The sequence below is a fragment of the Psychrobacter sp. TAE2020 genome (assembly GCF_018919485.1).
GTDB lineage: Bacteria > Pseudomonadota > Gammaproteobacteria > Pseudomonadales > Moraxellaceae > Psychrobacter.
Genome location: NZ_JAHLMU010000001.1, coordinates 116,050 through 137,284 on the forward strand (window position 1 = coordinate 116,050; position 21,235 = coordinate 137,284).

Annotated in this window: 16 protein-coding genes; 5 read left to right on the plus strand and 11 right to left on the minus strand. The window is 40.6% G+C overall.

Annotation, left to right across the window (positions count from 1 at the left end):
* Positions 1 to 218 precede the first annotated feature (218 nt).
* The 3 genes from KPY62_RS00480 to KPY62_RS00490 form a co-directional block, all read right to left on the minus strand.
* Entirely contained in the window at positions 219 to 1,079 is an 861-nt protein-coding gene (locus tag KPY62_RS00480; RefSeq protein ID WP_216580341.1) for a methylenetetrahydrofolate reductase, read from the minus strand.
* A gap of 11 nt (positions 1,080 to 1,090) precedes the next feature.
* Positions 1,091 to 2,515 (minus strand): adenosylhomocysteinase, encoded by a 1,425-nt coding sequence (ahcY, locus tag KPY62_RS00485; RefSeq protein WP_216580342.1) that lies wholly within the window; start codon positions 2,513 to 2,515, stop codon positions 1,091 to 1,093.
* A 352-nt stretch (positions 2,516 to 2,867) separates the two neighbouring features.
* Positions 2,868 to 4,811 carry a TonB-dependent receptor domain-containing protein gene (locus KPY62_RS00490; RefSeq protein ID WP_216580343.1) on the minus strand — a complete coding sequence of 648 codons (1,944 nt, stop codon included), beginning with the start codon at positions 4,809 to 4,811 and terminating at the stop codon, positions 2,868 to 2,870.
* A gap of 417 nt (positions 4,812 to 5,228) precedes the next feature.
* Between KPY62_RS00490 and KPY62_RS00495 the strand changes: the two genes are divergently transcribed.
* Entirely contained in the window at positions 5,229 to 7,223 is a 1,995-nt protein-coding gene (locus KPY62_RS00495; protein WP_228730506.1) for a mechanosensitive ion channel family protein, read from the plus strand.
* Positions 7,224 to 7,406: 183 nt separating this feature from the next.
* Here KPY62_RS00495 and KPY62_RS00500 read toward each other — a convergent pair whose 3' ends face one another.
* The 4 genes from KPY62_RS00500 to KPY62_RS00515 form a co-directional block, all read right to left on the minus strand.
* The gene (locus KPY62_RS00500; RefSeq protein ID WP_216580344.1) at positions 7,407 to 8,138 is read right to left on the minus strand and encodes a Smr/MutS family protein; all 732 of its coding nucleotides are present in this window, start codon (positions 8,136 to 8,138) and stop codon (positions 7,407 to 7,409) included.
* Between the two features lie 177 nt (positions 8,139 to 8,315).
* Positions 8,316 to 9,179 carry an indole-3-glycerol phosphate synthase TrpC gene (gene trpC, locus KPY62_RS00505; RefSeq protein ID WP_216580345.1) on the minus strand — a complete coding sequence of 288 codons (864 nt, stop codon included), beginning with the start codon at positions 9,177 to 9,179 and terminating at the stop codon, positions 8,316 to 8,318.
* Between the two features lie 130 nt (positions 9,180 to 9,309).
* Complete coding sequence (gene trpD / locus KPY62_RS00510; RefSeq protein ID WP_216580346.1) at positions 9,310 to 10,449, minus strand: anthranilate phosphoribosyltransferase; 1,140 nt, start codon at positions 10,447 to 10,449, stop codon at positions 9,310 to 9,312.
* Between the two features lie 63 nt (positions 10,450 to 10,512).
* Complete coding sequence (locus KPY62_RS00515; protein ID WP_216580347.1) at positions 10,513 to 11,136, minus strand: anthranilate synthase component II; 624 nt, start codon at positions 11,134 to 11,136, stop codon at positions 10,513 to 10,515.
* A 732-nt stretch (positions 11,137 to 11,868) separates the two neighbouring features.
* Between KPY62_RS00515 and glnA the strand changes: the two genes are divergently transcribed.
* Together glnA and KPY62_RS00525 are read left to right on the plus strand one after the other, a co-directional pair.
* Positions 11,869 to 13,278 carry a type I glutamate--ammonia ligase gene (glnA, locus tag KPY62_RS00520; protein ID WP_216580348.1) on the plus strand — a complete coding sequence of 470 codons (1,410 nt, stop codon included), beginning with the start codon at positions 11,869 to 11,871 and terminating at the stop codon, positions 13,276 to 13,278.
* Positions 13,279 to 13,661: 383 nt separating this feature from the next.
* Complete coding sequence (locus tag KPY62_RS00525; RefSeq protein ID WP_216580349.1) at positions 13,662 to 14,261, plus strand: class I SAM-dependent methyltransferase; 600 nt, start codon at positions 13,662 to 13,664, stop codon at positions 14,259 to 14,261.
* Between the two features lie 5 nt (positions 14,262 to 14,266).
* Here the strand turns inward: KPY62_RS00525 and KPY62_RS00530 are convergent, their stop codons facing one another.
* Positions 14,267 to 15,169 (minus strand): DMT family transporter, encoded by a 903-nt coding sequence (locus tag KPY62_RS00530; RefSeq protein ID WP_216580350.1) that lies wholly within the window; start codon positions 15,167 to 15,169, stop codon positions 14,267 to 14,269.
* A 159-nt stretch (positions 15,170 to 15,328) separates the two neighbouring features.
* The gene (gene creD / locus KPY62_RS00535; RefSeq protein WP_216580351.1) at positions 15,329 to 16,924 is read right to left on the minus strand and encodes a cell envelope integrity protein CreD; all 1,596 of its coding nucleotides are present in this window, start codon (positions 16,922 to 16,924) and stop codon (positions 15,329 to 15,331) included.
* A 569-nt stretch (positions 16,925 to 17,493) separates the two neighbouring features.
* Here creD and KPY62_RS00545 point away from each other — a divergent pair.
* On the plus strand, positions 17,494 to 18,048 hold the full coding sequence (locus KPY62_RS00545; protein WP_216580353.1) for a tetratricopeptide repeat protein: 555 nt from the start codon (positions 17,494 to 17,496) through the stop codon (positions 18,046 to 18,048).
* 377 nt (positions 18,049 to 18,425) lie between these two features.
* Here KPY62_RS00545 and KPY62_RS00550 read toward each other — a convergent pair whose 3' ends face one another.
* Positions 18,426 to 19,076 carry an AAA family ATPase gene (locus KPY62_RS00550; RefSeq protein ID WP_216580354.1) on the minus strand — a complete coding sequence of 217 codons (651 nt, stop codon included), beginning with the start codon at positions 19,074 to 19,076 and terminating at the stop codon, positions 18,426 to 18,428.
* Positions 19,027 to 19,716, minus strand: coding sequence for a nicotinamide riboside transporter PnuC (pnuC, locus tag KPY62_RS00555; protein WP_216580355.1), 690 nt, complete (start codon positions 19,714 to 19,716; stop codon positions 19,027 to 19,029). Before pnuC ends, KPY62_RS00550 begins: the two co-directional genes overlap by 50 nt.
* A 264-nt stretch (positions 19,717 to 19,980) precedes the next feature.
* Here pnuC and KPY62_RS00560 point away from each other — a divergent pair, with 264 nt between their 5' ends.
* The gene (locus KPY62_RS00560; RefSeq protein WP_216580356.1) at positions 19,981 to 21,126 is read left to right on the plus strand and encodes a beta-ketoacyl-ACP synthase III; all 1,146 of its coding nucleotides are present in this window, start codon (positions 19,981 to 19,983) and stop codon (positions 21,124 to 21,126) included.
* Positions 21,127 to 21,235 lie beyond the last annotated feature (109 nt).

Sequence of the window (21,235 nt, forward strand, 5' to 3'; positions counted from 1 at the left end):
ATTAATATAAAAAGGGATTTAATATTCTGTATACAATACCTTACCGCTAATCGAATAACAAATTATTAGTAGCTATCCCAAGTGGGGTATTGAGTATTGGCACTGACATTTATAGTGTTGTTACTAGGCTGTTAGATCACCACTCATAAAAAAACTGGCGCTCCTAAGAGTACCAGTTGTTTTAAACATTGTATTACAGCCTATTTATAACCGCAACTTTAAAACGCCAATGCAGAAGCGAGACCTAAAGCTTCGACTAAGCGCTTGTTAGGCTCGACTTTGTTCATGCTATAAAAGTGCATCGCTGGCACACCCTCACTAATTAAACGCTCACAAAGGCGATAAACAACTTCAAAGCCAAACTCACGAATAGCTTTGCTATCGTCACCAAAATCAGCCAACTGCTTGCGCACATAGCGCGGAATATCAGCACCACAACTGTCAGCAAAACGTATCAAATTGCTAGAGTTAGTGATAGGCATGATACCTGCGACTAGTGGTTGAGCTGCTGTGTCAATGCCGCGTTGCTCTACGGCATCACGCAAATAAAGATAGCTATCAGCGTTGTAGAAGAACTGAGTAATAGCCGCATTAGCACCTGCTTGGTATTTATTGACTAAGTTATCAATATCTAATAAAAAGCTACGTGCTTGTGGATGCATCTCAGGGTAGGCTGCCACTTCTATATGGAAATAGTCGCCTGAATGTTCACGAATGAACTGGACTAAGTCCACCGCAAAAGGCAGCTCTCCCATACCGACTTGACCTGAAGGTAAGTCGCCACGTAAAGCAACGAGACGATCGATACCTAAGCTTTTATATAAGTCTAACAGCTCAGAAATTTCGCTTTTATCATCACCGATGCAAGAGATATGCGGGGCGACTGGCGTTTTGCTGCGCACGCATAAATCTTTTACTATCTCTAAAGTACGACTACGAGTTGAGCCGCCCGCACCATAAGTGACGGAAAAATACTTTGGTGCAAGCTTATTGAGCTGATCAAAAGTACTCAGCAGTTTCTCATGCCCTTGTGCAGACTTAGCAGGGAAAAACTCAAAAGAAACGGCAGGCTTACTCACAGTCGTGCTCCTTAGTATTTATAGGTTTCAGGCTTGAAAGGTCCTTCGACAGGTACCCCTAAGTATTCAGCTTGCTTGTTGGTCAACTTAGTTAGCGTACCATTGAAGCCCGCAACCATTGCCGCAGCTACTTCTTCGTCAAGCTTCTTCGGTAGCACTCTAACATACAAATTATCAGAGCGCTCATCGACAGGTAAGTCGGCAAACTTTTCTTCAAATAGATACATTTGCGCCAACACTTGGTTAGCGAATGATCCGTCCATTACTCTTGATGGGTGACCGGTGGCGTTACCTAAATTCACCAAACGACCTTCAGCTAACAAAATCAAATAGTCATTGACATCGTCTGAACGGAAGATTTGATGAACTTGGGGCTTAACTTCAGCCCAGCGCCAATTATCACGCATAAACTGCGTATCAATTTCGGTATCGAAGTGACCGATATTACAAACCACAGCGCCTGGCTTCAACGCCGCTAGCATATGTTTGTCACAGACGTGATAGTTACCAGTAGTAGTAACAATCATGTCAGTATCTTCTAGTAGACGGGTATTAATGTTTTCTGCGCCGCCAGTGTTGTCACCATTAATATAAGGCGATAAGACTTCGTAGCCATCCATACAAGCTTGCATAGCGCAGATAGGATCAACTTCTGATACCCGTACGATCATACCTTCTTGACGTAAGCTCTGCGCAGAACCTTTACCCACATCGCCATAACCGATAACTAGGGCGCGACGACCAGCTAGGAACATATCGGTACCACGTTTGATGGCATCGTTTAAGCTATGACGGCAACCGTATTTGTTGTCATTCTTAGACTTGGTAACAGCATCATTGACGTTGATAGCAGGTACTTTTAGCGTGCCTTTATTGAGCATGTCAAGCAAGCGATGCACACCAGTAGTAGTCTCTTCAGAGATACCATGGACGTTATCCAGCAGTTGTGGGTACTCATTATGGATAAGAGCGGTTAAATCACCACCATCATCTAAAATTAAGTTGGCATCCCAAAGTTGACCTGATTCTTCGCCGCCCACATATAGCTGTTGACGCAAGCACCATTCGTATTCTTCGTCAGTTTCGCCTTTCCAAGCAAATACTGGAGTACCAGCAGCAGCAACAGCAGCAGCAGCATGATCTTGGGTTGAGAAGATGTTACATGAAGTCCAACGCACTTCAGCACCAAGAGCAATCAAGGTCTCGATAAGTACAGCGGTTTGGATAGTCATGTGGATACAGCCGACGATTTTAGCGCCTTGTAGTGGCTGATCAGCTTGATAGCGACGACGCAAACCCATAAGGGCAGGCATTTCAGCTTCGGCAAGGGTGATTTCACGACGACCATATTCCGCTAAGCTAATGTCAGCAACTTTATAGTCCGTGAAAGTAGGGTCTAGCGTGTGGACAGATGGTATATTAGACACTGCGTCCATCATATGCTCCTATCAGTAATAAATGAATGATAAAAAGAATAAAACGCAGGTGCCGTTATTTGCGCTGTCTAATAACTATCTATTAAACAGTACCGAGCCTAACATAACTAATAATTAACAGGCCTTTAGTACTTAAATGCCTTGATTACTGGGTATGGTGCAACACCTCTCGGAGGTCGTTATTGTAAAGTATGACAGACCGTTTGTCACCTATTGGCTAGTATAAATAGTTAGCGATTATGTTGATAAATCGTGTCAATCGTTATTGATATTAACCAACAGCCATAAAAAAGGCCATCGATTGATGACCTTTTTGATTAGTAATACAAGTTTTAGTTAAGATTAAATGAGCCTAGAACCAGTTATAGGTTAGTGAGGTGAAGAAGTTGGTGCCGTCTTGGTTGTAACGTGAAGCATATTCACCGAAGCTTTCGTTAGTTGAGTAGTCAACGTTGGTTAAGTTATTAATACGGCTGGTCCAAGTAAGGTTTGGGCTAAGATAATAATTACCGCTAATGTTGAACAGCGTATAGTCATCAATAAAAGTACTGTTGTCTGCTACATTATAAGTTTTACCAACATATTCCGCTTCAGTACGAATATCAAAGTCTGCAGCTCGGTAGCCTATATATATTAAGCCAGTATTTTTAGGACGGTATACTAATTGCTTGCCTTTATTAATTCCTGAACGCTCTTCTGCTTCAGTGCGAGTATATTGACCACCTAACAAGATATTACTTAGCTGCCAGTCTGAGGTAAAGCTATACCCTGATAGTTTTGCTTCATCAATATTAAGTGCTTGATACTTGTTAATACTATCAATGTATCTGTTATCAATAAGATTATCGACATCACTATTAAAGGCGGTCAGACGGGTATTCTGTACAGCAGTGTTAGACTCAATAAAGACTTCTACATTTTTGCTCTTCTCAACTTTTAAGTCTTCATTTGGAACGTAATACTCACTTTCAATATATAAATCATTTAGAGTAGGCGCTCTATAACCAGTAGCAAAGCTAGTACCAAGACGTAGACTAGGAGCTAGTTTTACGGCATAACCAAAACCAAAAGTGGTTTCATTGCCAAACTGCGAATTATCATCAAAGCGAACATTAGCTTGAAAATCGAAAGCATCTTCATTGACTTGATAACCAGCAAAGCCACTCTTAATATCACGATCATTGACTTTATACTGATCTTTACCGCTACTACTAGGAGTGTTATCTGTGAGCTCTACTTCCTGCTGTAACCATTCTGCACCCGCTTGAAAATGTCCTACAGGTAATTTGTAGCTGCTTATCAAGTTCACTTGTTTTTGTTTGGTTTCAAAGGCATCACCAACTTTATTATCTAGTTTATCTAAGCTCTGACCTGCTGACAAACGCACGGTTAGCTTATCATTTTCATATTGTGAGAATGCTGACACTAAACCGTTTTCTTGATCAATTTCTGCGTTAGGCCCTGGTCCAAAACTGAAGTTATCAAACTCAGTAGTCGACTTAGCGAAAAGCCCAGTTGCGCCTACACTGATATTTTCAGTTAAAGGTATGCTAGCATTTAAAGCAAAATTATTACTTTTAAAGCCATCATCATCTGCATCATTACCTGGTCGGTTTTCAAGAGCGCTGATACCTTTGGTTTGGTTGCGATTGGCAGAAAGACTAAGTTTTGCACCTTGAGCATTGGCAAACTGAGCGGCTGCACCATATACATAGTGGTCATGTGAGCCAACACCAGCAGTAACTGAAAAGTTGGTTTGCTCAACATCGCTACCTTTAGTAAATATTTGTATAACGCCACCCATAGCGTCAGAACCATAAATACTAGATCCTGAAGCACCATATAATATTTCGATGCGATCAATTTGGTCAGCAGGAAGCAGGCCTAAAGCGGGTTGCCCAGATGACATTGAGCCATAACGGATGCCGTCTATTAATACTAATACACGCTTACTGTCATAACCACGAAGATAGAAGTTACTATTAGTGCCCATACCGCCATCTTGTTTAATGCTAAACCCAGGCTGACGTCGCAAAACTTCCATCACAGTCTGACCTTGGAAACGTCGAAGCTCTTCTTTATTAACTACCCGAGTTTGCGCAATAACATTGCTAGTTTTAGTCGGGGTACGAGTAGCCGTTACTATGATTTCATCTAGCTCGACTTGTGGTAGATCATTATCGCTAACGCTATCTAACTCAGTAGTCGCTGCACTAGCACTCATGACAAATACGCCAAATGCGCTTAAAATACATAATCTAAGATAAGTAGTTGAAGAAGAACGTGATAAAACCATAGAAATTTCCAAAGCAATAAAAGTAAGAAATAAGCCAAAAAGTAACAAACTTAAGGCTAAAATTTACAAAAAATAGTAGAAAAGCAAAACTACGTTTATTATCCACAAAAAACACTAAGTTATAAACTACTTTAAGCTAATTTTTATTCACTATAAGATGAAAGAAATTCATTAAACTAGGCTAAATCAGTGGATCAGTAAGCTACTGATAATAATGGTCGTAGAGCTTGAATGATATTCATGGTATTGATATGAAGATTTAATAGCTTATTGAGACTGCAAACGCTGCTAGCCACTATAAAACGTCACATATAAAACATCACAATCAGAATGACTATGGCAAACAATAGTTGCTATCATAGCTATGAGATTTATAATCAGCTAATCGTATTACTTTATTAACTTAAGAGGTTTGTTTTGTCTATTCAGTGTCACTTAAAACCTAGCACAGTAACTCCTAGCACAGTAACTACAGTCACTTTATTAATAAGAAAGCCTGTGTTGCTGGGCTTACTGCTACTGACTCTACTGTTCAGTCTGTTACCGACTAGTACCTTTGCTGCTGAGGCTAGTCTGTTAGGAGTGGGTGGTGGGAGTACAGAAGAAAGCGAACGCACGCCAATACCAGACTCATTTGGGCGAGATACCCCAAGACATACGGTACAAGGATTTATTAGTGCGCTAGGCGAAAACGACTATTTGCTTGCCAGCAATTATCTTAATCTTTCTAAATCTGATAACCCGGCGACCATGGGGCGTCAACTGAAACGTGCGCTCGATGCTGGTGGACGTTTTTTACCAGATCTACAGCTGAGTAACTCCCCTGAAGGGTATTTGAGTGATCAGCTGCTACCTAACCAAGAAAAAGTAGGTACCATTAATATCGATGACAAAAGTGTACCTATCTTATTGGAACGTGTAGTCTCCAAAAAAGGTGAGCAATACTGGCAGTTTTCTGCCGAAACGTTAACTTCAATACCTGAGGTACTAGAAAATACTGAGCCGACATTAGTATCTCAATATACTCTTGATTCAATTGATGGCCAAAAGTTATTTGGCTATCAGCTTACTGATTTGGTTGCCGCACTAGTACTGACACTAGGTAGTTTCTTACTGACTTATATCATGGTGTGGTTGTGGTATCACGTTTTAAGAATTGTTTATCCTTATATACGTAGTGATCCGTTACCCTTACCTAACAAGATAATCCTGCCACTGTCAGTAGTGATTATGGCGCTAATTCTGTCGGAGATAATGGTTTATGCTGGCATATCGGTGACCCTACGTGAGCCTATCAATCGTTTTACTGAAATAGCATCATGGCTGGCAATAACTTGGTTACTATTACGCATGGTTGACGTTATTTTTAGCCGTGCTGTCAATTTAAGTTATAGAAAGAACTATATTGAGCGAGTGTCGATATTAGGTCTGCTGCGTAAAGTGGTTAAAGCGTTATTATTAATCTTTGCTGTTATTGTGATATTTGGCAACTTAGGTTTTGATCTGACTACTGGTATTGCAGCCTTAGGGGTAGGGGGTTTAGCCTTAGCTTTGGGTGCGCAAAAGACTATCGAGAATCTAGTCGGTAGTGTAGTGGTAGTCGCTGATTCGCCCGTACGCATAGGCGATTATTGTAAGTTCGGCACCTATGAAGGTACCGTTATTGATATCGGTATTCGCTCTTCGCGAGTGCGCACGCTAAACCGTACGGTAGTGACTGTGCCTAATGGTGACTTTTCATCAATGCAGATTGAAAATTTCAACTCGCGAGATATGTTCCATTTTTTGCATAACTTATATATTAAGCGCAATGCTGACATCGATGTAGTGTTCGAGATGGTCAATGATTTGCATAAGCTACTAGGTGAGCATGAACTAACCAATGAAGAGTGGAATCAGGCCCATATTTTAGAGCTGCGTCAAGACTGTTACGTCATCCAGTTACGAGCTTATGTCAACTCAGCTGATGTGATCGAGTTTTACGGAAAACAAGATATATTATTAGTTGATGTGTTAAGCCGAGTCAAAAAATATAATGTCGAACATGCGCTACCCACACAGCAACTAGTTATTGACCAAAATAACCTCAGAGACTCTAATAATAGTAACAATGACAGCACTGATTCCATGGAGCATTTATTAACTGAAGATGCTGATATGGATGATAAGCAACAGGCTAATACTACAGATGCTAATAATGGTGTTGATAGTATTGATAGCACTGAAAGTAGCGCAAGCAAAGGTAATAATAAGCAGACGCATAAGCTAGAAAAAAAGAATAGTATTATAGACAAATCAAAGAAAATAAATAGTCTAATATTGGCAAAACGTAAATTTAAGAAGCTTAAAATTACTCATAAACAGCATGCCAAAAGAAACAGCCTGTCGATGTGGAATCAGCCTTGGCGCTGATATTATGACAGTAACGCTTGCACTGTTAATGAAGATAGCTATAAGGGTTTTAAGGGCTTTAACTTTAGTGAGCAATGCTGATAACGGCAGTCAAAGTTGCTATAAACTCAGCATCACTCATAACTGCCAAAGCTAAAAAAAGGACTGCCTATAGCAGTCCTTTTTAGATAATCAAATAGCCAGTTATTCACCTTCTGGTTTAGACTTCTTTAACAGTACTAATACTGCACCATTGCCACCATCTTTTGGTGGCGCTGAACAAAAAGCTAGCACTTCTGGCAGCTGACGTAACCAACCGTTGACACAAGTTTTTAGAATAGCTTCGCTGCCTTTGCCATGAACGATTTTTACTAAGGTTTCGTTATTTTGCTTGGCTTGGCTGAGCAGTTGGGTCATAGCTGCACGAGCTTCTTCAATAGTACAGCCATGAATGTCTACGGCATCATACCAGCGTAGTTTGCCCTGCTTTAATTGAGTAAATACTTTATTCTGTAGGGAGGGCTGCTTATAAGACAAGATTGATTCAGCGGCAACCGGATTAAGTAGAGCTTGCATGTCTGATAAAGCGGCTCCTAACTCAGCGGCTTCACTACCTTGAGCAGCAGCACGCTTTGAGAGAGTAGCTGCATCCGGCTTACTAGTTTTGGTAGCTCCAGTAACCGAGCGTACATTTTTATCTTCTAGCTGATTAACGCCATGCATAGCTTGCATGAACAGTACTTTGTCATCGTCGACATGCTCACTATCTAGCTGTTTAACGGTTCTTTTGACTTGCTTTTGGGTCAATAGCGATACAGGTTCTGTAGGCTTTTGATTGTCGCCGTCAGCAGCTGAAGTGTCACGACCTTTATTCAGCTGTCCTTTTAACTCTTTAAGCTGATCTTGCATTTCTTTTGAAAATAGAGAATTTGACATAATGATTAAGGGTTCTATTTGATTAATGAAGGTTTTGGTTTATAAATAAGCTAATTTACAAATATTTTAGGCTATAAACTGCTAATTTTATAAGTGGTTTAGCGCTTAAAGATATAGCCAGTATTATAGTTACTGATAGTTTATCAACATTATGCTATTGACCTGATAAGCCATACTTTACGCTTGTGTGGCAACGCTCGCAAGTAAGGATTGTAAAGCATTACCAGGATGATTAGTTTTCATAAACTGCTCACCGATCAAAAAGTGTTGGATACCGTGCTTGAACATCAAGCGCATATCGTCAGCACCATGAATACCACTTTCAGTAACGATTACCGCTTGTTGGTTAGTATCTTCAGCCTTTAAGGTCTGCAGCAGGGTATTTTTTAGCTTAACCGTATTTTGTAAGTCTACCGAAAAGGTATTCAAATCACGATTATTAATACCGTAGATATTGTGTGACGATCGTGGCAACTTTAAGGCACGTTCTAGCTCATTGGCTGTATGCACTTCTATTAATACATCCATGCCGAGCTTAATACTCAAAGTTTGTAGCTCAAGGGCTTGTTTGTCATCGAGACAGGCCATAATCAATAAAATACAGTCAGCGCCAAGCAAATACGACTGATAAATCTGATACTCATCAATCATAAAGTCTTTACGCAGTACTGGGAGGTTGCAAGCGGCACGTGCTTGGATCAAATAGCTATCATTGCCTTGAAAATAGTCACGATCGGTCAATACTGATAAGCAGCTAGCGCCTGCTTGTTCATACTGCTGAGCAAAATCAGCTGGAGCAAAATTATGATTAATAATCCCTTTAGAAGGCGAAGCTTTTTTTATTTCAGCGATGATTCCTAGGTCCGATGTGCGCAAAGCCTCAGCGAAACCACGGCGTGGATGCTTGTCAGAAGCGACTTGTGCTTTTAAGTCTGCTAGCGATAGCTCACTGCTGGCAGCAGCAACTTCCTCGACTTTAGTGGCTACAATACGTTGTAATACTGAGGGGATAGCAGCGTTGGTCGTTGAGCTGGCGGTCATAGTAATGTCCAAATATTGATTAATTATCATATAAATAGCTAGGTGAGATAGTTTTACTACTGGCGCTTAGCTTGCAGTGTATGCGTTAAGGCTGCGCTAGCTAAGTTTTAACTGCCTAGTATTGAGCTAGCTAGGATTCAGCCGCTAACTGTTGAGTGTAAGCGGCTAATGATTCAAGCTTAAGCAAGGCGCTTCCGTTTTGAATAACGCTTTGTGCTTGGCTAACCCCATTGGCATAGTTGCTGGCTAGACCTGCTGTATAGATTGCCGCTCCTGCATTAAGGGCAATCATATCACGGGCTTTGAGTACCGCGCGCTCATGAGTGTCAGTACCTGATAAGGCGGCGCGGATCAACTCTAAGCTCTGCTGTGGCGAGTCTATATCCAGTCCAATCAACGTCTGTGATTCGATACCGGCATCTTCTGGCATTAAATCATAAACTGATATTTCACCATCTTTTAATTCAGCAACTGTCGTTGAAGTGGCTAGACTGATTTCATCCAAGCCGTCTTTGGCACCAACCACCATCACGTGGCGTGCGCCTAAGTTTCGCATCACTTTTGCTATCGGCTCACACAGTTGTGCCGTGAACACTCCAATCACTAAGTTGGGTACCCCAGCAGGGTTAGTCAAAGGTCCTAAGATATTGAAAATAGTCCGTGCTCTAAGCTCTCTGCGTACTGGATTGGCATAGCGCATAGCACTGTGATGATTGGGGGCGAATAGGAAGCCAATACCTTGGTTCTCAATACAATCCAGCGCTTGTAAGGGTGTTAAAGTGAGACTGACACCCGCTTGTTCCAATAAGTCTGAGCTACCAGACTTAGTCGAGACCCCGCGATTACCGTGTTTGGCGACTTGCGCACCAGCAGCAGCAGCCACTAAGGCCGAAGCAGTAGAGACATTAAATAAATTAGCTCCATCACCGCCAGTACCGACAATATCTACCAAGTGATCACAAGCACTAGGGCTAATATTGGCGGCCAAAGCACGCATAGCACTAGCCGCTGCAGTGATCTCGTCAATTGACTCACCCTTCATGCGCAGACCAGTTAAGATAGCACCCATCATAGCGTTGCTACATTTGCCTTGCATGATCACTAACATCACTTGATGCATCTCATCAAAGGTCAAATCAATACGTTGTAATATCCGATCTAAAGCCGAGGAGAGTAACTTATGAATTTGCTCCTCGGAGTGCTGGGCGATATCTTCCGCTGTGGTTTGATGTTGATTACTAGTAGTCGTTGAAATATTAGCAGGGCTCATAAAGTCTCATTTATCATTTTTATTGAAAGTTCAGTAGCTCAATAGTTGCACAATTTAGAATAATTAACTGACTTGTGGTAATTGATCAGTGCTTAATACTGCTAAATTATGTATTTGCAAAAAATTATTGAGCAGCTGATAGCCAGCTTCGCTTAAGATGGATTCAGGGTGGAACTGTACCCCTTCGATAGGGTAAGTCTTATGACGGACGCCCATTATTTCTTCAATACTACCATCAGTATTTTCAGTCCACGCGGTCATTTCTAAACAGTCCGGCAAACTGTCTTTATTAACAACTAAGGAGTGATAACGAGTGAATTCTGAAGGGTTAGGGAGATCAGCGAATACCCCTTGACCATTATGATAAACCGATGATAAACGCCCGTGCATTACTGCACCTGCCTTACCGACTTGACCACCAAATAGTTGGCCGATAGCTTGATGACCTAAACAAATCCCTAAAATAGGAACAATGCCTTTAAAGGTATCAATAATCTCTAATGAGATACCAGCACGATCAGGGTCACAAGGACCGGGACCGATGACAATAATATCAGGTGCTAGCGTTTGGATTTGTTCGATAGTGACCTGATCATTACGCCAAACAGTGATGTTCTGCTGCAATTCGCCAAAGTACTGTACAATGTTATAGGTAAAGCTGTCGTAATTATCGATCATCAAAATCATCAGAGTTTCAACTTTTATTGGATTTTATACTAGGACACTAGGGTGGTGACAATATAGGTTTGTGAATTTGTCATTTATCAAACACTCTTAAGTATCTTACCATCATTTTGTAGCCTAGCAAATGTAGTGCTAATGAAAGTACTTATTTTGTTTAACTAATTATTAGTAGACCTATATCATAAAGCCTGTAGTTATCCAAAGGATGAAAGTAACCATATTAAAACAAAGTTATTGAAGTAATATTGCTGAGGTAGTGGCAATTAAATGCTTAATGCAACATGATAAGTCGCAACAGTATACGCACCAATCTAGTGCAGTTTATATGGCTGGTCTTATCATTTTTGTGCATTTACTCGGATAATTAGTGCTAATTTGGGTCTTTATAGAGCGGGTCATGATAGTGTCTCGGGACGTACTAGCAGGTTTAGTAAGCGTATTATTAATAAAAAGAGGTAAATAAAGGGCTTTTATCTCTTTTTATTATGGATTGGCATAATGTTTGCTCTATTATATTTGATATTTGATTATATATCGAAGACTGCTATATAGAATATAGTTAGTAACCGTGATTTACTCCTAGCCACTACCAAGATTTTTACTACTGAAGGCTAGTCAATTATTACTGAGTCGATAACAACTCAACATTATCGCTCATATATTGCTAAAATAATGTCAGATTTTAAAATAGAAAGACCGCAAGTAACATTATAACCACTACTATGGAGATTATTCATGTCGAATAAATTACTAGATCTTATCAAGTCCTCTAACGCTAAATGGGTTGATTTTCGCTTTACTGATACTCGGGGTAAAGAACATCACATGAGCTTTCCTGCTCATAGTGTTGATGAAGAGGTCATGGAAGATGGCAAGATGTTTGATGGTTCTTCTATTGCTGGCTGGAAGGGTATAGAAGCCTCTGATATGATCTTGCGTCCTGACCCAGAGACGGCATTTCTTGATCCGTTCTTCGATGCCGTTACTGTGGTCGTCACTTGCGATATTATCGAGCCATCAACGCTACAAGGCTATGATCGTGATCCACGTTCTATCGCCCGCCGTGCTGAAGAATATTTAAAGTCGACTGGCATTGGTGACACCGCTTATTTCGGTCCTGAGCCTGAATTCTTTATCTTTGATGAAGTGAAATGGTCGATTGAGATGTCTGGAGTTAGCCATGAAATTATCGCTGAAGAAGCGGCATGGTCAACTAATAAAGATTATGAGTGGGGCAACATGGGACATCGTCCACGCGTCAAAGGCGGCTATGTACCAGTACCACCAATTGATAGCTCACATGATATGCGCGCAGTTATGTGTGAGCGTATTGAAGAGATCATTGGTGAGGGTAGTGTTGAAGTTCATCATCATGAAGTCGCTCCTTGTCAGGCAGAGATTGGAGTAGCATTTAATACTTTGGTCAAAAAAGCCGATGAAGTACAACAGCTAAAGTACGTTGTACATAACGTAGCCCATCAGTTCGGTAAAACGGCTACCTTTATGCCGAAACCTGTCGTTGGTGATAATGGTTCAGGCATGCATGTGCATATTTCTATCTCAAAAGATGGGGTAAACACTTTTGCTGGTGATGAATATGCCGGTTTATCAGAATCAGCATTATACTTCATCGGTGGTATTATCAAGCATGCTCGTGCATTGAATGCCATTACCAACCCATCGACTAACAGCTATAAGCGTCTAGTGCCACACTACGAAGCGCCTATTAAATTGGCGTATTCAGCATCTAACCGCTCAGCATCTATTCGTATTCCACACGTTAGTAGCCCAAAAGCAGTTCGTGTCGAAGCACGTTTCCCTGACCCTGCAGCGAACCCGTATTTGACTTTTGCGGCACTGCTAATGGCAGGTCTTGATGGTATTCAGAATAAAATGCATCCAGGCGAAGCGGCAGATAAGAACTTGTATGACTTGCCACCAGAGGAAGAAGCACAAATTCCAACAGTTGCTGAAAGCTTAGAAGTGGCTCTACAAGCTTTAAGAGATGATAATGAATTCTTATTAAAAGGTGATGTATTCACTAAAGACATGCTAGAAGCCTTTATCGCTCTAAAAGAAGAAGAAGTGCAGCGTGTCAATGTTACTGTGCATCCAGTAGAGTTTGACTTGTACTATAGCTGTTAGTTAATTAGTAGCTAATACTTTAAGTCACTGTCTTTAATTCATTGTCTTTAAGTCATAGTAATGAACAAAAACCAGCTGAGCGAGTCTTGGCTGGTTTTTTTATGCCTATTGATAAAAGCAGTCTGCACTATTTTTAATTTACATTTTGTCTAGAAAAGCGCTTTGATTTTAGTGGCATAATTAGCTGGTAGTAGTGCCTAGGGGCAAAAGATCAATATGCCTAGTAAGCGCTTTATTACTAATAGCTTTGAGCCCTTATAACCAAGCTAGTAATATATATAAATTAGTTTATGGAGTTTGCTATATCCAGCTTAATAACCAGCTTAGAATATAATGAGGTTGGCAGGTTTATAACTGGGTGAACTTAATGGAGGGGGGATAATATGTGGAATGAACGTTATAGCGAGTCTCAATATATCTTTGGTACAGAACCAAATGATTTTTTAAAGCAGTCGTTTCAGCGCATAAAAGCGGGTGGAAGGGTACTATGTTTGGCTGAAGGAGAGGGTAGGAACGCAGTGTTTTTAGCCCAAAATGGCTATCAAGTTACTGGTGTTGATTTATCGATAGTAGGCTTAAATAAAGCACAGCAATTGGCTAAAGATAAAGGGGTCACTTTAATCACCCAAGTTGCCGACCTTAATGATTATGATTTTGGAGTACAACAGTGGGATGGCATTGTTTCTATTTGGGCGCATATGCCGACGGTGGTTCGCCAGCGTGTACATAGCCAAATTGCATCAGCATTAAAGCCGGGCGGAGTATTTATCGTTGAAGCTTACACTGAACAACAGCTTATGATGGAGGCGGTCGGCGGGCCAACAGCTAGCGAAAAAGATCGTTTTGGATCGCTTGCCACTTTGCAGTATGAGCTGGCAGAACTTGAGCAGCTATTCGGGGTTGAAAGGCAACGTATGATTTCAGAAGGTAATCGTCATCAAGGTGTCAGTGCCGTGGTACAGTTTATTGCTTATAAGCGCTAACTGTATTAATGCTGACTGTTAGGTTTAAGGTGACTCTTATTCAAAATAAACACTAACACTGCCCCTAAAATAATAGCACTAGCTATGACAAAGCGCAGCGTTAATTGCTCAGATAAAAATAAAACCCCAGCAATAGCGGCCATTACCGGCACACAAAACTGGACTACAGCTGCTTGAGTGCTTTTTAATAACGGCATCGCCATATACCAGATACTATAACCAATACCGGATGTAATCGCACCGGATACCGCTGCTAAAAGTATGCCCTCTGCACTTATATTATCCAGATAGCTTACCGCCACTAAGAATAATATAGGAACAGCCACTAAGCTTCGGATAAAGTTAAAGCCTGTAGCACGCAGTGGCGATATACAAGCTTGGCCACGGATACTATATACGCCCCATGCAACGCCGCTGATAGCCATAATTGCCGCGCCAGATAATGACGGTACAGCAGCTGAGGGTAGCATTAGATAAATAAAGCCTACTACCGCCACCACAAAAGCTGCCCACTGGAAGGCGCTCAACTGCTCTTTTTTAAAAATACCCCAGCCAATCATTGTTAATTGTACGGCTGCGAACAAGATAAGGGCGCCAGTGCCTGTATCTAGCTCTACGTAAGCTAGTGAAAAGCAAAGCGCATAGATCACCAAACTGATACTACTAAGCCAGCTACCTTTATCTTTTAAAATAGCGCGGTTATCAAGATTTTTATTCACCATACTTTGGCGAGTTAGGCGGCGTGCGTGTATGGTCATAATCAGCATAAGGCAGACCGCACCCCCTAGCAGACGAATAATGGTAAAGCTCCAAGCATCAATATATCCTTCTGCCAAGGCCATCCTACAAAAGAGTGAGTTAGCAGCAAAAGCAATCAACGCAATAATCGTGTATAACGTGGCTTTCAAAAATAATCCTTACAGTAATAGGGCCAAATGATGACTATCAATGTTTATTAATAGGGGTGACTATCTTAACAATAATAACCAATTACTCAACAGGATTTATAATAATCAGGCAGATTTTAGCGACAATAAAGTGCCCAACTAGTCATGATTTCTCTGAGACTAGGCGGCTTTATACCAATCAATCTTACGAGTCATTATCATCACGCAGGCTAGCAGCACAAAGCAGAACACGGCACCTAGTAATAGATTCAAATCCTCTGTGGTTAAGATGCCATAAAACGCTGCATACAGTCCGGCCAATATAGCGGTAAAAATAACGGCGCGTTTGAGGCTATCGAGCACATAATAGCTGTACCAGCCGATGAGACCAACACAAGCACTAGCAGCGATAGCATAAGCTTGCCAAAAAGCAATTTGCTCGGCGAGTGGTAGTAATAAAACGTAAAACACTAATAGTGCGCAGCCCACCAGCAAGTACTGGATAGGGTGAATACGGCTCGACTTGATTATTTCAAACAAAAAGAAAGTGCCGAATGAGACTAGTATTAGCAATAAGGCGTATTTCATAGTCCGTTCAGTTTGTAGATAGACGTCGTTGGGTTCAGCAAAACTCACTCCAAAGCTATTTAGGCTACCATTGATGCTATCGACTGAGCCAGCTGCTGCTTCTACAGCAATAGTGGCTTCATCATAGGAGCTGCCTGCTGCAAAAGGCGCAGTACTTATCACCTGACACTGGTTATTAGCGGTACTTAAGCATTGTGATAGGTACTGATTATTAGCAACAGTGAGATATTGATTCTGCCAATTAGCCTTAAAACCATCGGCGCTAAAGCTCTTAGTATTAGGTAAGGCCTTGCCAATAAAATTAGGCGTGTCCCAGTTGCTAAGCATAGTCAGCTCAAAGTTCTGCCCAGTCGGTACAGTATTTAAACTGCTTATACCTACTAATGGTAAATCAATCAGCATTTCGATCGGCTGGTTTTTGTTTTCAACAGTAGAGGTTTTACTGCTATTTGATGCAGCTGTTTGGGTCGGTGAGTTGGCAAGATTTTGCGTAGCTAATTGAGTTAAGACAGTATCAGGAAGTGCCACTTCAACATAAGACAAACCTTTAATCATGGAGTTTTGTGGATAAGTAGCTTTGATCGTATGTTTATTGATCATTACTGTCGGCAACGTCGCTACACCGCGTAAGTCTGACACTGGAATAATCAATTTTGCCTGCTCCCAATGACTAACCGCTTGGAATGAGCGTAAGGCATTTTTATCAGCTGTCACTGCTGCTGTAGTAATGCCCTGCTGATCTTGTTTAGATAGCTCTGATAAATCCGATAAATATGAAAGGTTCGAAGAGGGTTCGGCTAATGAGTAACGTTGCTTAAATTGTAGCTCACTGTTATAGCTAGTCGCATGATAAATACTGCGTTTATAAGTGTCGGTATTCACCATAATACTTTGGCTGGCTTGAGTTTGCGCGGCAAAGATAGCGTCAATCTTAGAGTAAGGCGCTGCACATTTAACGGACTGGGTTTCAGCATCTAGCAAGCATTCTGGGGTCACGGTCGTGGGAATAGCGATAAAGGGGGTGATGACTTGTTGTGGATAAACGTGCTGCTCAGCAATCTCTGCAATGACTGAGTCGGCGTAGCTTTGGCGCTCGTAGATAACAGAGCTAAATATAGTGAGACCAATGGCAAAGATAATGCATAAGCCTGCGATAATACCCAGTTTTATAGTAAGTGTTTTTTGCATAGCAGTTCCTCAGGTTGACCTTTTGCTGTTAGCAAGGGTCAATACAGTCGATTGATTTGACTATAATTTTAGAGAGGCCATAAAGAAAAACCATGCAAAAAAGATGAATAGTTTATGGAAATGACTTAGGGTGATTTCACTTATAATTAGGTCTTTCTAAATAAGATACAATTGTTTTAAAACAAGTGAAATGGCAGCAGAACACATGACCTATTCAGCAGATTTTCGAGCACAAGTGATGAAAATCGTCAAAAAAAAGACATGAGTATCCATCAGGCTTGTACTTTGTATAATGTTAGCAAAACTGTATTACAGTGCTGGCAAAAGTGGTATTCAATTGGGCTATGCTCAATAGTGATAGACATAAAGATGAGTTTTTATAATGGGATATGTGTGGAAATGCCTTATAAATCTGATGTTTGATATAACAATTAATTTCCATCTATCTAGAAATTATAGAACAGATTAAAGACGAAGCATACAGTGATATTATCCCATGATAAGTATAGAGGGGTAATATTTTATACTAATATATATTAGTTTTATCAAACAAGAAGGTTATTAGGTCTATGACGAAATCTTTATTAATTTTGTTAGTATTAGGAATAGTCCAAACTAGTGGTGCTACTGAAATAACCTTTCAACCTAATAATACCTTGGCTCATATTACTAATAGCTCTATTTCTAAAAACTATGGTTCTACGAAGGAAATCTATAGCAGTAATGACGGTGGATACATTTCTAGCAATGATGAAATAACTCAAGCTATTGATAATTTAGGTGCTCCTTCCAAACAGAAAAAAGCTACACCCACACCTAGTTTAGATGAAATGAGAAAATGGGCAGAACAAGGTAGTACAGAATATCAAAATAAAGTTGGATTGATATACTACTATGGTAAAGATGTTCGTCAAGACCTTATATTAGCAAGAAGGATGTTCCAAAAAGCAGCTAATCAAGGAGATATGTATGGTCAAGGTTTTCTTGGTTATTTCTATGAAAGAGGTTTGGGTGGGCTTCGCCAAAACAAAGCTAAAGCTAAAGAACTGTATGGAAAAGTTTGTGAAAAAGGTAATAGTGGTGGTTGTAGCGAATACAGAAGACTGAATGAGAACGGCTATTGATAATCTAACGAAACCTTTATAAGGCTATCAGATCCTTTTTAAGAACTCATAATATATTTAATGCATAGACATAAGAATACTAATTAAAGGCCTTGTATCGATAGTTACAACTGGCAAGGTAAAAACGTACCAACTTCCTTATCGATGATTGTCATGGATATGAGGGCGGATGTAGCAAAGCACTGCTTTGCCCCAACCTATTCATTGGTAGTAGCGAAAATAATAAAGGTTATAGCATTGACTAGGGTGATGGCGCATTATTGGATAGCAGAGGCTAGCAGCTTTAATTAATGATAAAATAGCCTAAGTAAATATCATTATTAAATTCAATTTTGCATCTATAAATCAATTTGCTATTTCAATTTTCACTTTGTCAGCTAATGCAATTCTCTTAGCCACCGCGCTACCTGCTGGACTCGTTGTTGTCGATCACCGCCAATGCGCCGAAAGTCTTTATTATAATAGTTAAGCTCATTTTCAAAGCGTGTCGTTATTGCTTGGCGATCATAAGGGCTGTCACGTAGATCATCGGCAACCCATGGGATGTCGACCTCAGTCAGTAAAATTAAATCATAACGATGGGCTAGTGCGGCTTGGCTCAGAGCCTTTGGACAGTCACCATAATACCAGTTGGCATAAATCATTAGCTCAAATAGACTAGTATCACAAAACAGATAGCGCTGCTGTGCTGTGTTTTTATCTATAGCTTGCGCTGCTAGCTCATCTTGCTGGTTTTGAATAACTTGTGCACCTTGTATAGCTTCGAGTGCCAGCTGATTTTCTACAGCTATTTGGCCTTGGGCGATAGGTAATAAATCCTCCCAAGTACAAGTCTGCTGCTCAGTATTCCACTTTTTTTGCAAGTAAGTGCGCATGTATTCAGGCACCCAAGGACTAGAAAAATGCGCCGCCAAATCACGACACAAAGTAGTCTTTCCAGTACTTTCTGCACCTAAAATTGCGACTTTAGTTACCGACTTAAGCGTATGCTGTTCCAAATTGTACAGAGTAACGTCGTTGCCATTCATAGTAAGCCCAAACTGCAATGAGAGTGAACACTACATACTGTAGCGCGGTAAAAGTAAGGCCTTTATAAAAGTATAACGGTACTGAAATAGTGTCAGCCACTATCCATATCAGCCAATGCTCAATTTTGCGTTTAGCCATCAGCCACATTGCCATCAAGAACAGTGCTGTGGTCAGCATATCGGTATAATCTACCCAAGTAAATAAGTGCATACCGAGTACGGCGCCGTCAAAACTGAAGTTATTATTGATAACTGGACGGAAATAATAAACCAGTGCTACAAAAGCAACAGTCACGCTGGCTAGTAAGGTCAGGATGGGCAAGTCACCAGCTTGAATACGCTCGATAGTAATATTATTTTGCTCACCGTCAGTTTTATTCTTTGACCAATTAAACCAGCCGTATATACCCATAGCTGTATAGTAAGCGTTGATAAACATATCGCCAAACAATTGCCATTGCCAAAGTAAATATACAAAAACTGCGGTGCTGATGATACCAATAGGGAAGACCAACACATTCAGCCTGCTGGCGAGTAACACACTAGCGACACCGAATATCACCGCTACTATCTCTAATCCAATAAATAGTACAGGGTAGTCAGCATACTGACCAAAGAGCCAGTTTAAAAGTTCTAACATTGCTTTTCCTAATTTTTATTATTTACCAAGCTTTAAGAGCTTCGATTATAGCTTAACTGCCGTAGAAGTAGGCTCTGCTTTGCTAATTATTAACGCCAATCTGATTATTTGTAACAAACTATTAGAAAAATAGTATTATTCAGGCATAATAAAGACATTAAATTTAAGTTTACAGTTATTCACCCATTGTTATTAACCGAAAGTAGACTTGTGCTATTTTCTCCCTTTTTGAGCATTATTTGTAGTAGACAAGGAAGCTTTATTATGACGACTTGTATAACTGGCACTGGCCTGTACATTCCCCCTTATAGCATCAGTAACGAAGAATTGGTTACCTCCTTTAATCAGTATGTCGATAATTATAATGAGCAACATGCAGACGAGATAGCTAATGAGACTATATCTGCTTTGCAACCCTCTTCTGCTGAATTTATAGAAAAAGTATCAGGTATCAAATCACGTTACGTAATGGAAAAAGAGGGTATTTTAAACCCTGAAATTATGGCTCCCGTTATTGCCTATCGTAATTTGGGTGAAGAGCTGTCAGTAATGGCTGAAATGGGGGCAGCAGCCCTTAGGGATGCGCTAAAAGACGCTGGTTTAGAAGCTAACGATCTAGATGGTATTATCCTCGCTTGCTCAAACTTCCAGCGCACTTATCCTGCCGTTGCCATCGAAATTCAGAATGAAATCGGCATGATTGGTGGCTTTGCTTACGACATGAACGTTGCTTGTAGTGCCGCCACTTTTGGTCTCTCGCAAGCGCACGGCTCTATCGTATCAGGTTTGGCTAAGCGCATTGCTGTGGTCAACGTTGAGATTACCTCAGCGCATCTTAACTGGCGTAACCGTGATAGCCACTTTATCTTTGGTGATGTCGCTACTGCTTGTATCGTAGAAGATCTAGATACGCCAAAAGGTTATGAGATACTGAACGCTAAGCTGTTTACTGAGTTCTCTACTAACATCAAAAACGAATATGGCTTTATGGATCGCTCAGAATTTTTAGCAGCTGAAACCCAAATGTATCCTGACTTAAAAGAGCCGGTTACTGATAAGCTGTTTCTGCAAAATGGTCGTAAAGTATTCCGTGAAGTCTGTCCAAAAGTGTCACAAATAATTCTTGAGCATTTGCAGGACAACGAGATACCAGCTAGCGATATAAAAATGATGTGGCTACATCAAGCTAATGCCAATATGCTCGATTTGATATTACGCACCGTTATGGGCAAAGAAGCCGATAAGTCTATTGTGCCAAGTGTCATTGCTGAATTTGCCAATACTAGTTCATCTAGCCCTATGGTGGTATTCCATCGTTATAAAGATGACTTACAATCAGGTGATTTGGGTGTTATTTGCTCATTCGGTGCTGGTTACTCGATTGGTTCAGTATTAGTCAAAAAGGTCTAAATAGCCATTTTTGCTATCGATCTATGCTGAATATGGAAATAGCTGAGAGCATTCTTGGCTATTTTTTTTGCTTTAAATTTTTCTACGGAGCTAATGTTTAGGGGTATCG

What these genes read in the sequence shown, in the direction of transcription:
- ahcY (WP_216580342.1), bottom strand. Translation starts at nt 2,515, where the DNA reads ATGGACGCAGTGTCTAATATACCATCTGTCCACACGCTAGACCCTACT.
- KPY62_RS00515 (WP_216580347.1), bottom strand. Translation starts at nt 11,136, where the DNA reads ATGATTTTGATGATCGATAATTACGACAGCTTTACCTATAACATTGTA.
- KPY62_RS00500 (WP_216580344.1), bottom strand. Translation starts at nt 8,138, where the DNA reads ATGTCAAATTCTCTATTTTCAAAAGAAATGCAAGATCAGCTTAAAGAG.
- KPY62_RS00550 (WP_216580354.1), bottom strand. Translation starts at nt 19,076, where the DNA reads ATGAATGGCAACGACGTTACTCTGTACAATTTGGAACAGCATACGCTT.
- KPY62_RS00560 (WP_216580356.1), top strand. Translation starts at nt 19,981, where the DNA reads ATGACGACTTGTATAACTGGCACTGGCCTGTACATTCCCCCTTATAGC.
- trpC (WP_216580345.1), bottom strand. Translation starts at nt 9,179, where the DNA reads ATGACCGCCAGCTCAACGACCAACGCTGCTATCCCCTCAGTATTACAA.
- KPY62_RS00490 (WP_216580343.1), bottom strand. Translation starts at nt 4,811, where the DNA reads ATGGTTTTATCACGTTCTTCTTCAACTACTTATCTTAGATTATGTATT.
- trpD (WP_216580346.1), bottom strand. Translation starts at nt 10,449, where the DNA reads ATGAGCCCTGCTAATATTTCAACGACTACTAGTAATCAACATCAAACC.
- KPY62_RS00545 (WP_216580353.1), top strand. Translation starts at nt 17,494, where the DNA reads ATGACGAAATCTTTATTAATTTTGTTAGTATTAGGAATAGTCCAAACT.
- pnuC (WP_216580355.1), bottom strand. Translation starts at nt 19,716, where the DNA reads ATGTTAGAACTTTTAAACTGGCTCTTTGGTCAGTATGCTGACTACCCT.
- creD (WP_216580351.1), bottom strand. Translation starts at nt 16,924, where the DNA reads ATGCAAAAAACACTTACTATAAAACTGGGTATTATCGCAGGCTTATGC.
- glnA (WP_216580348.1), top strand. Translation starts at nt 11,869, where the DNA reads ATGTCGAATAAATTACTAGATCTTATCAAGTCCTCTAACGCTAAATGG.
- KPY62_RS00525 (WP_216580349.1), top strand. Translation starts at nt 13,662, where the DNA reads ATGTGGAATGAACGTTATAGCGAGTCTCAATATATCTTTGGTACAGAA.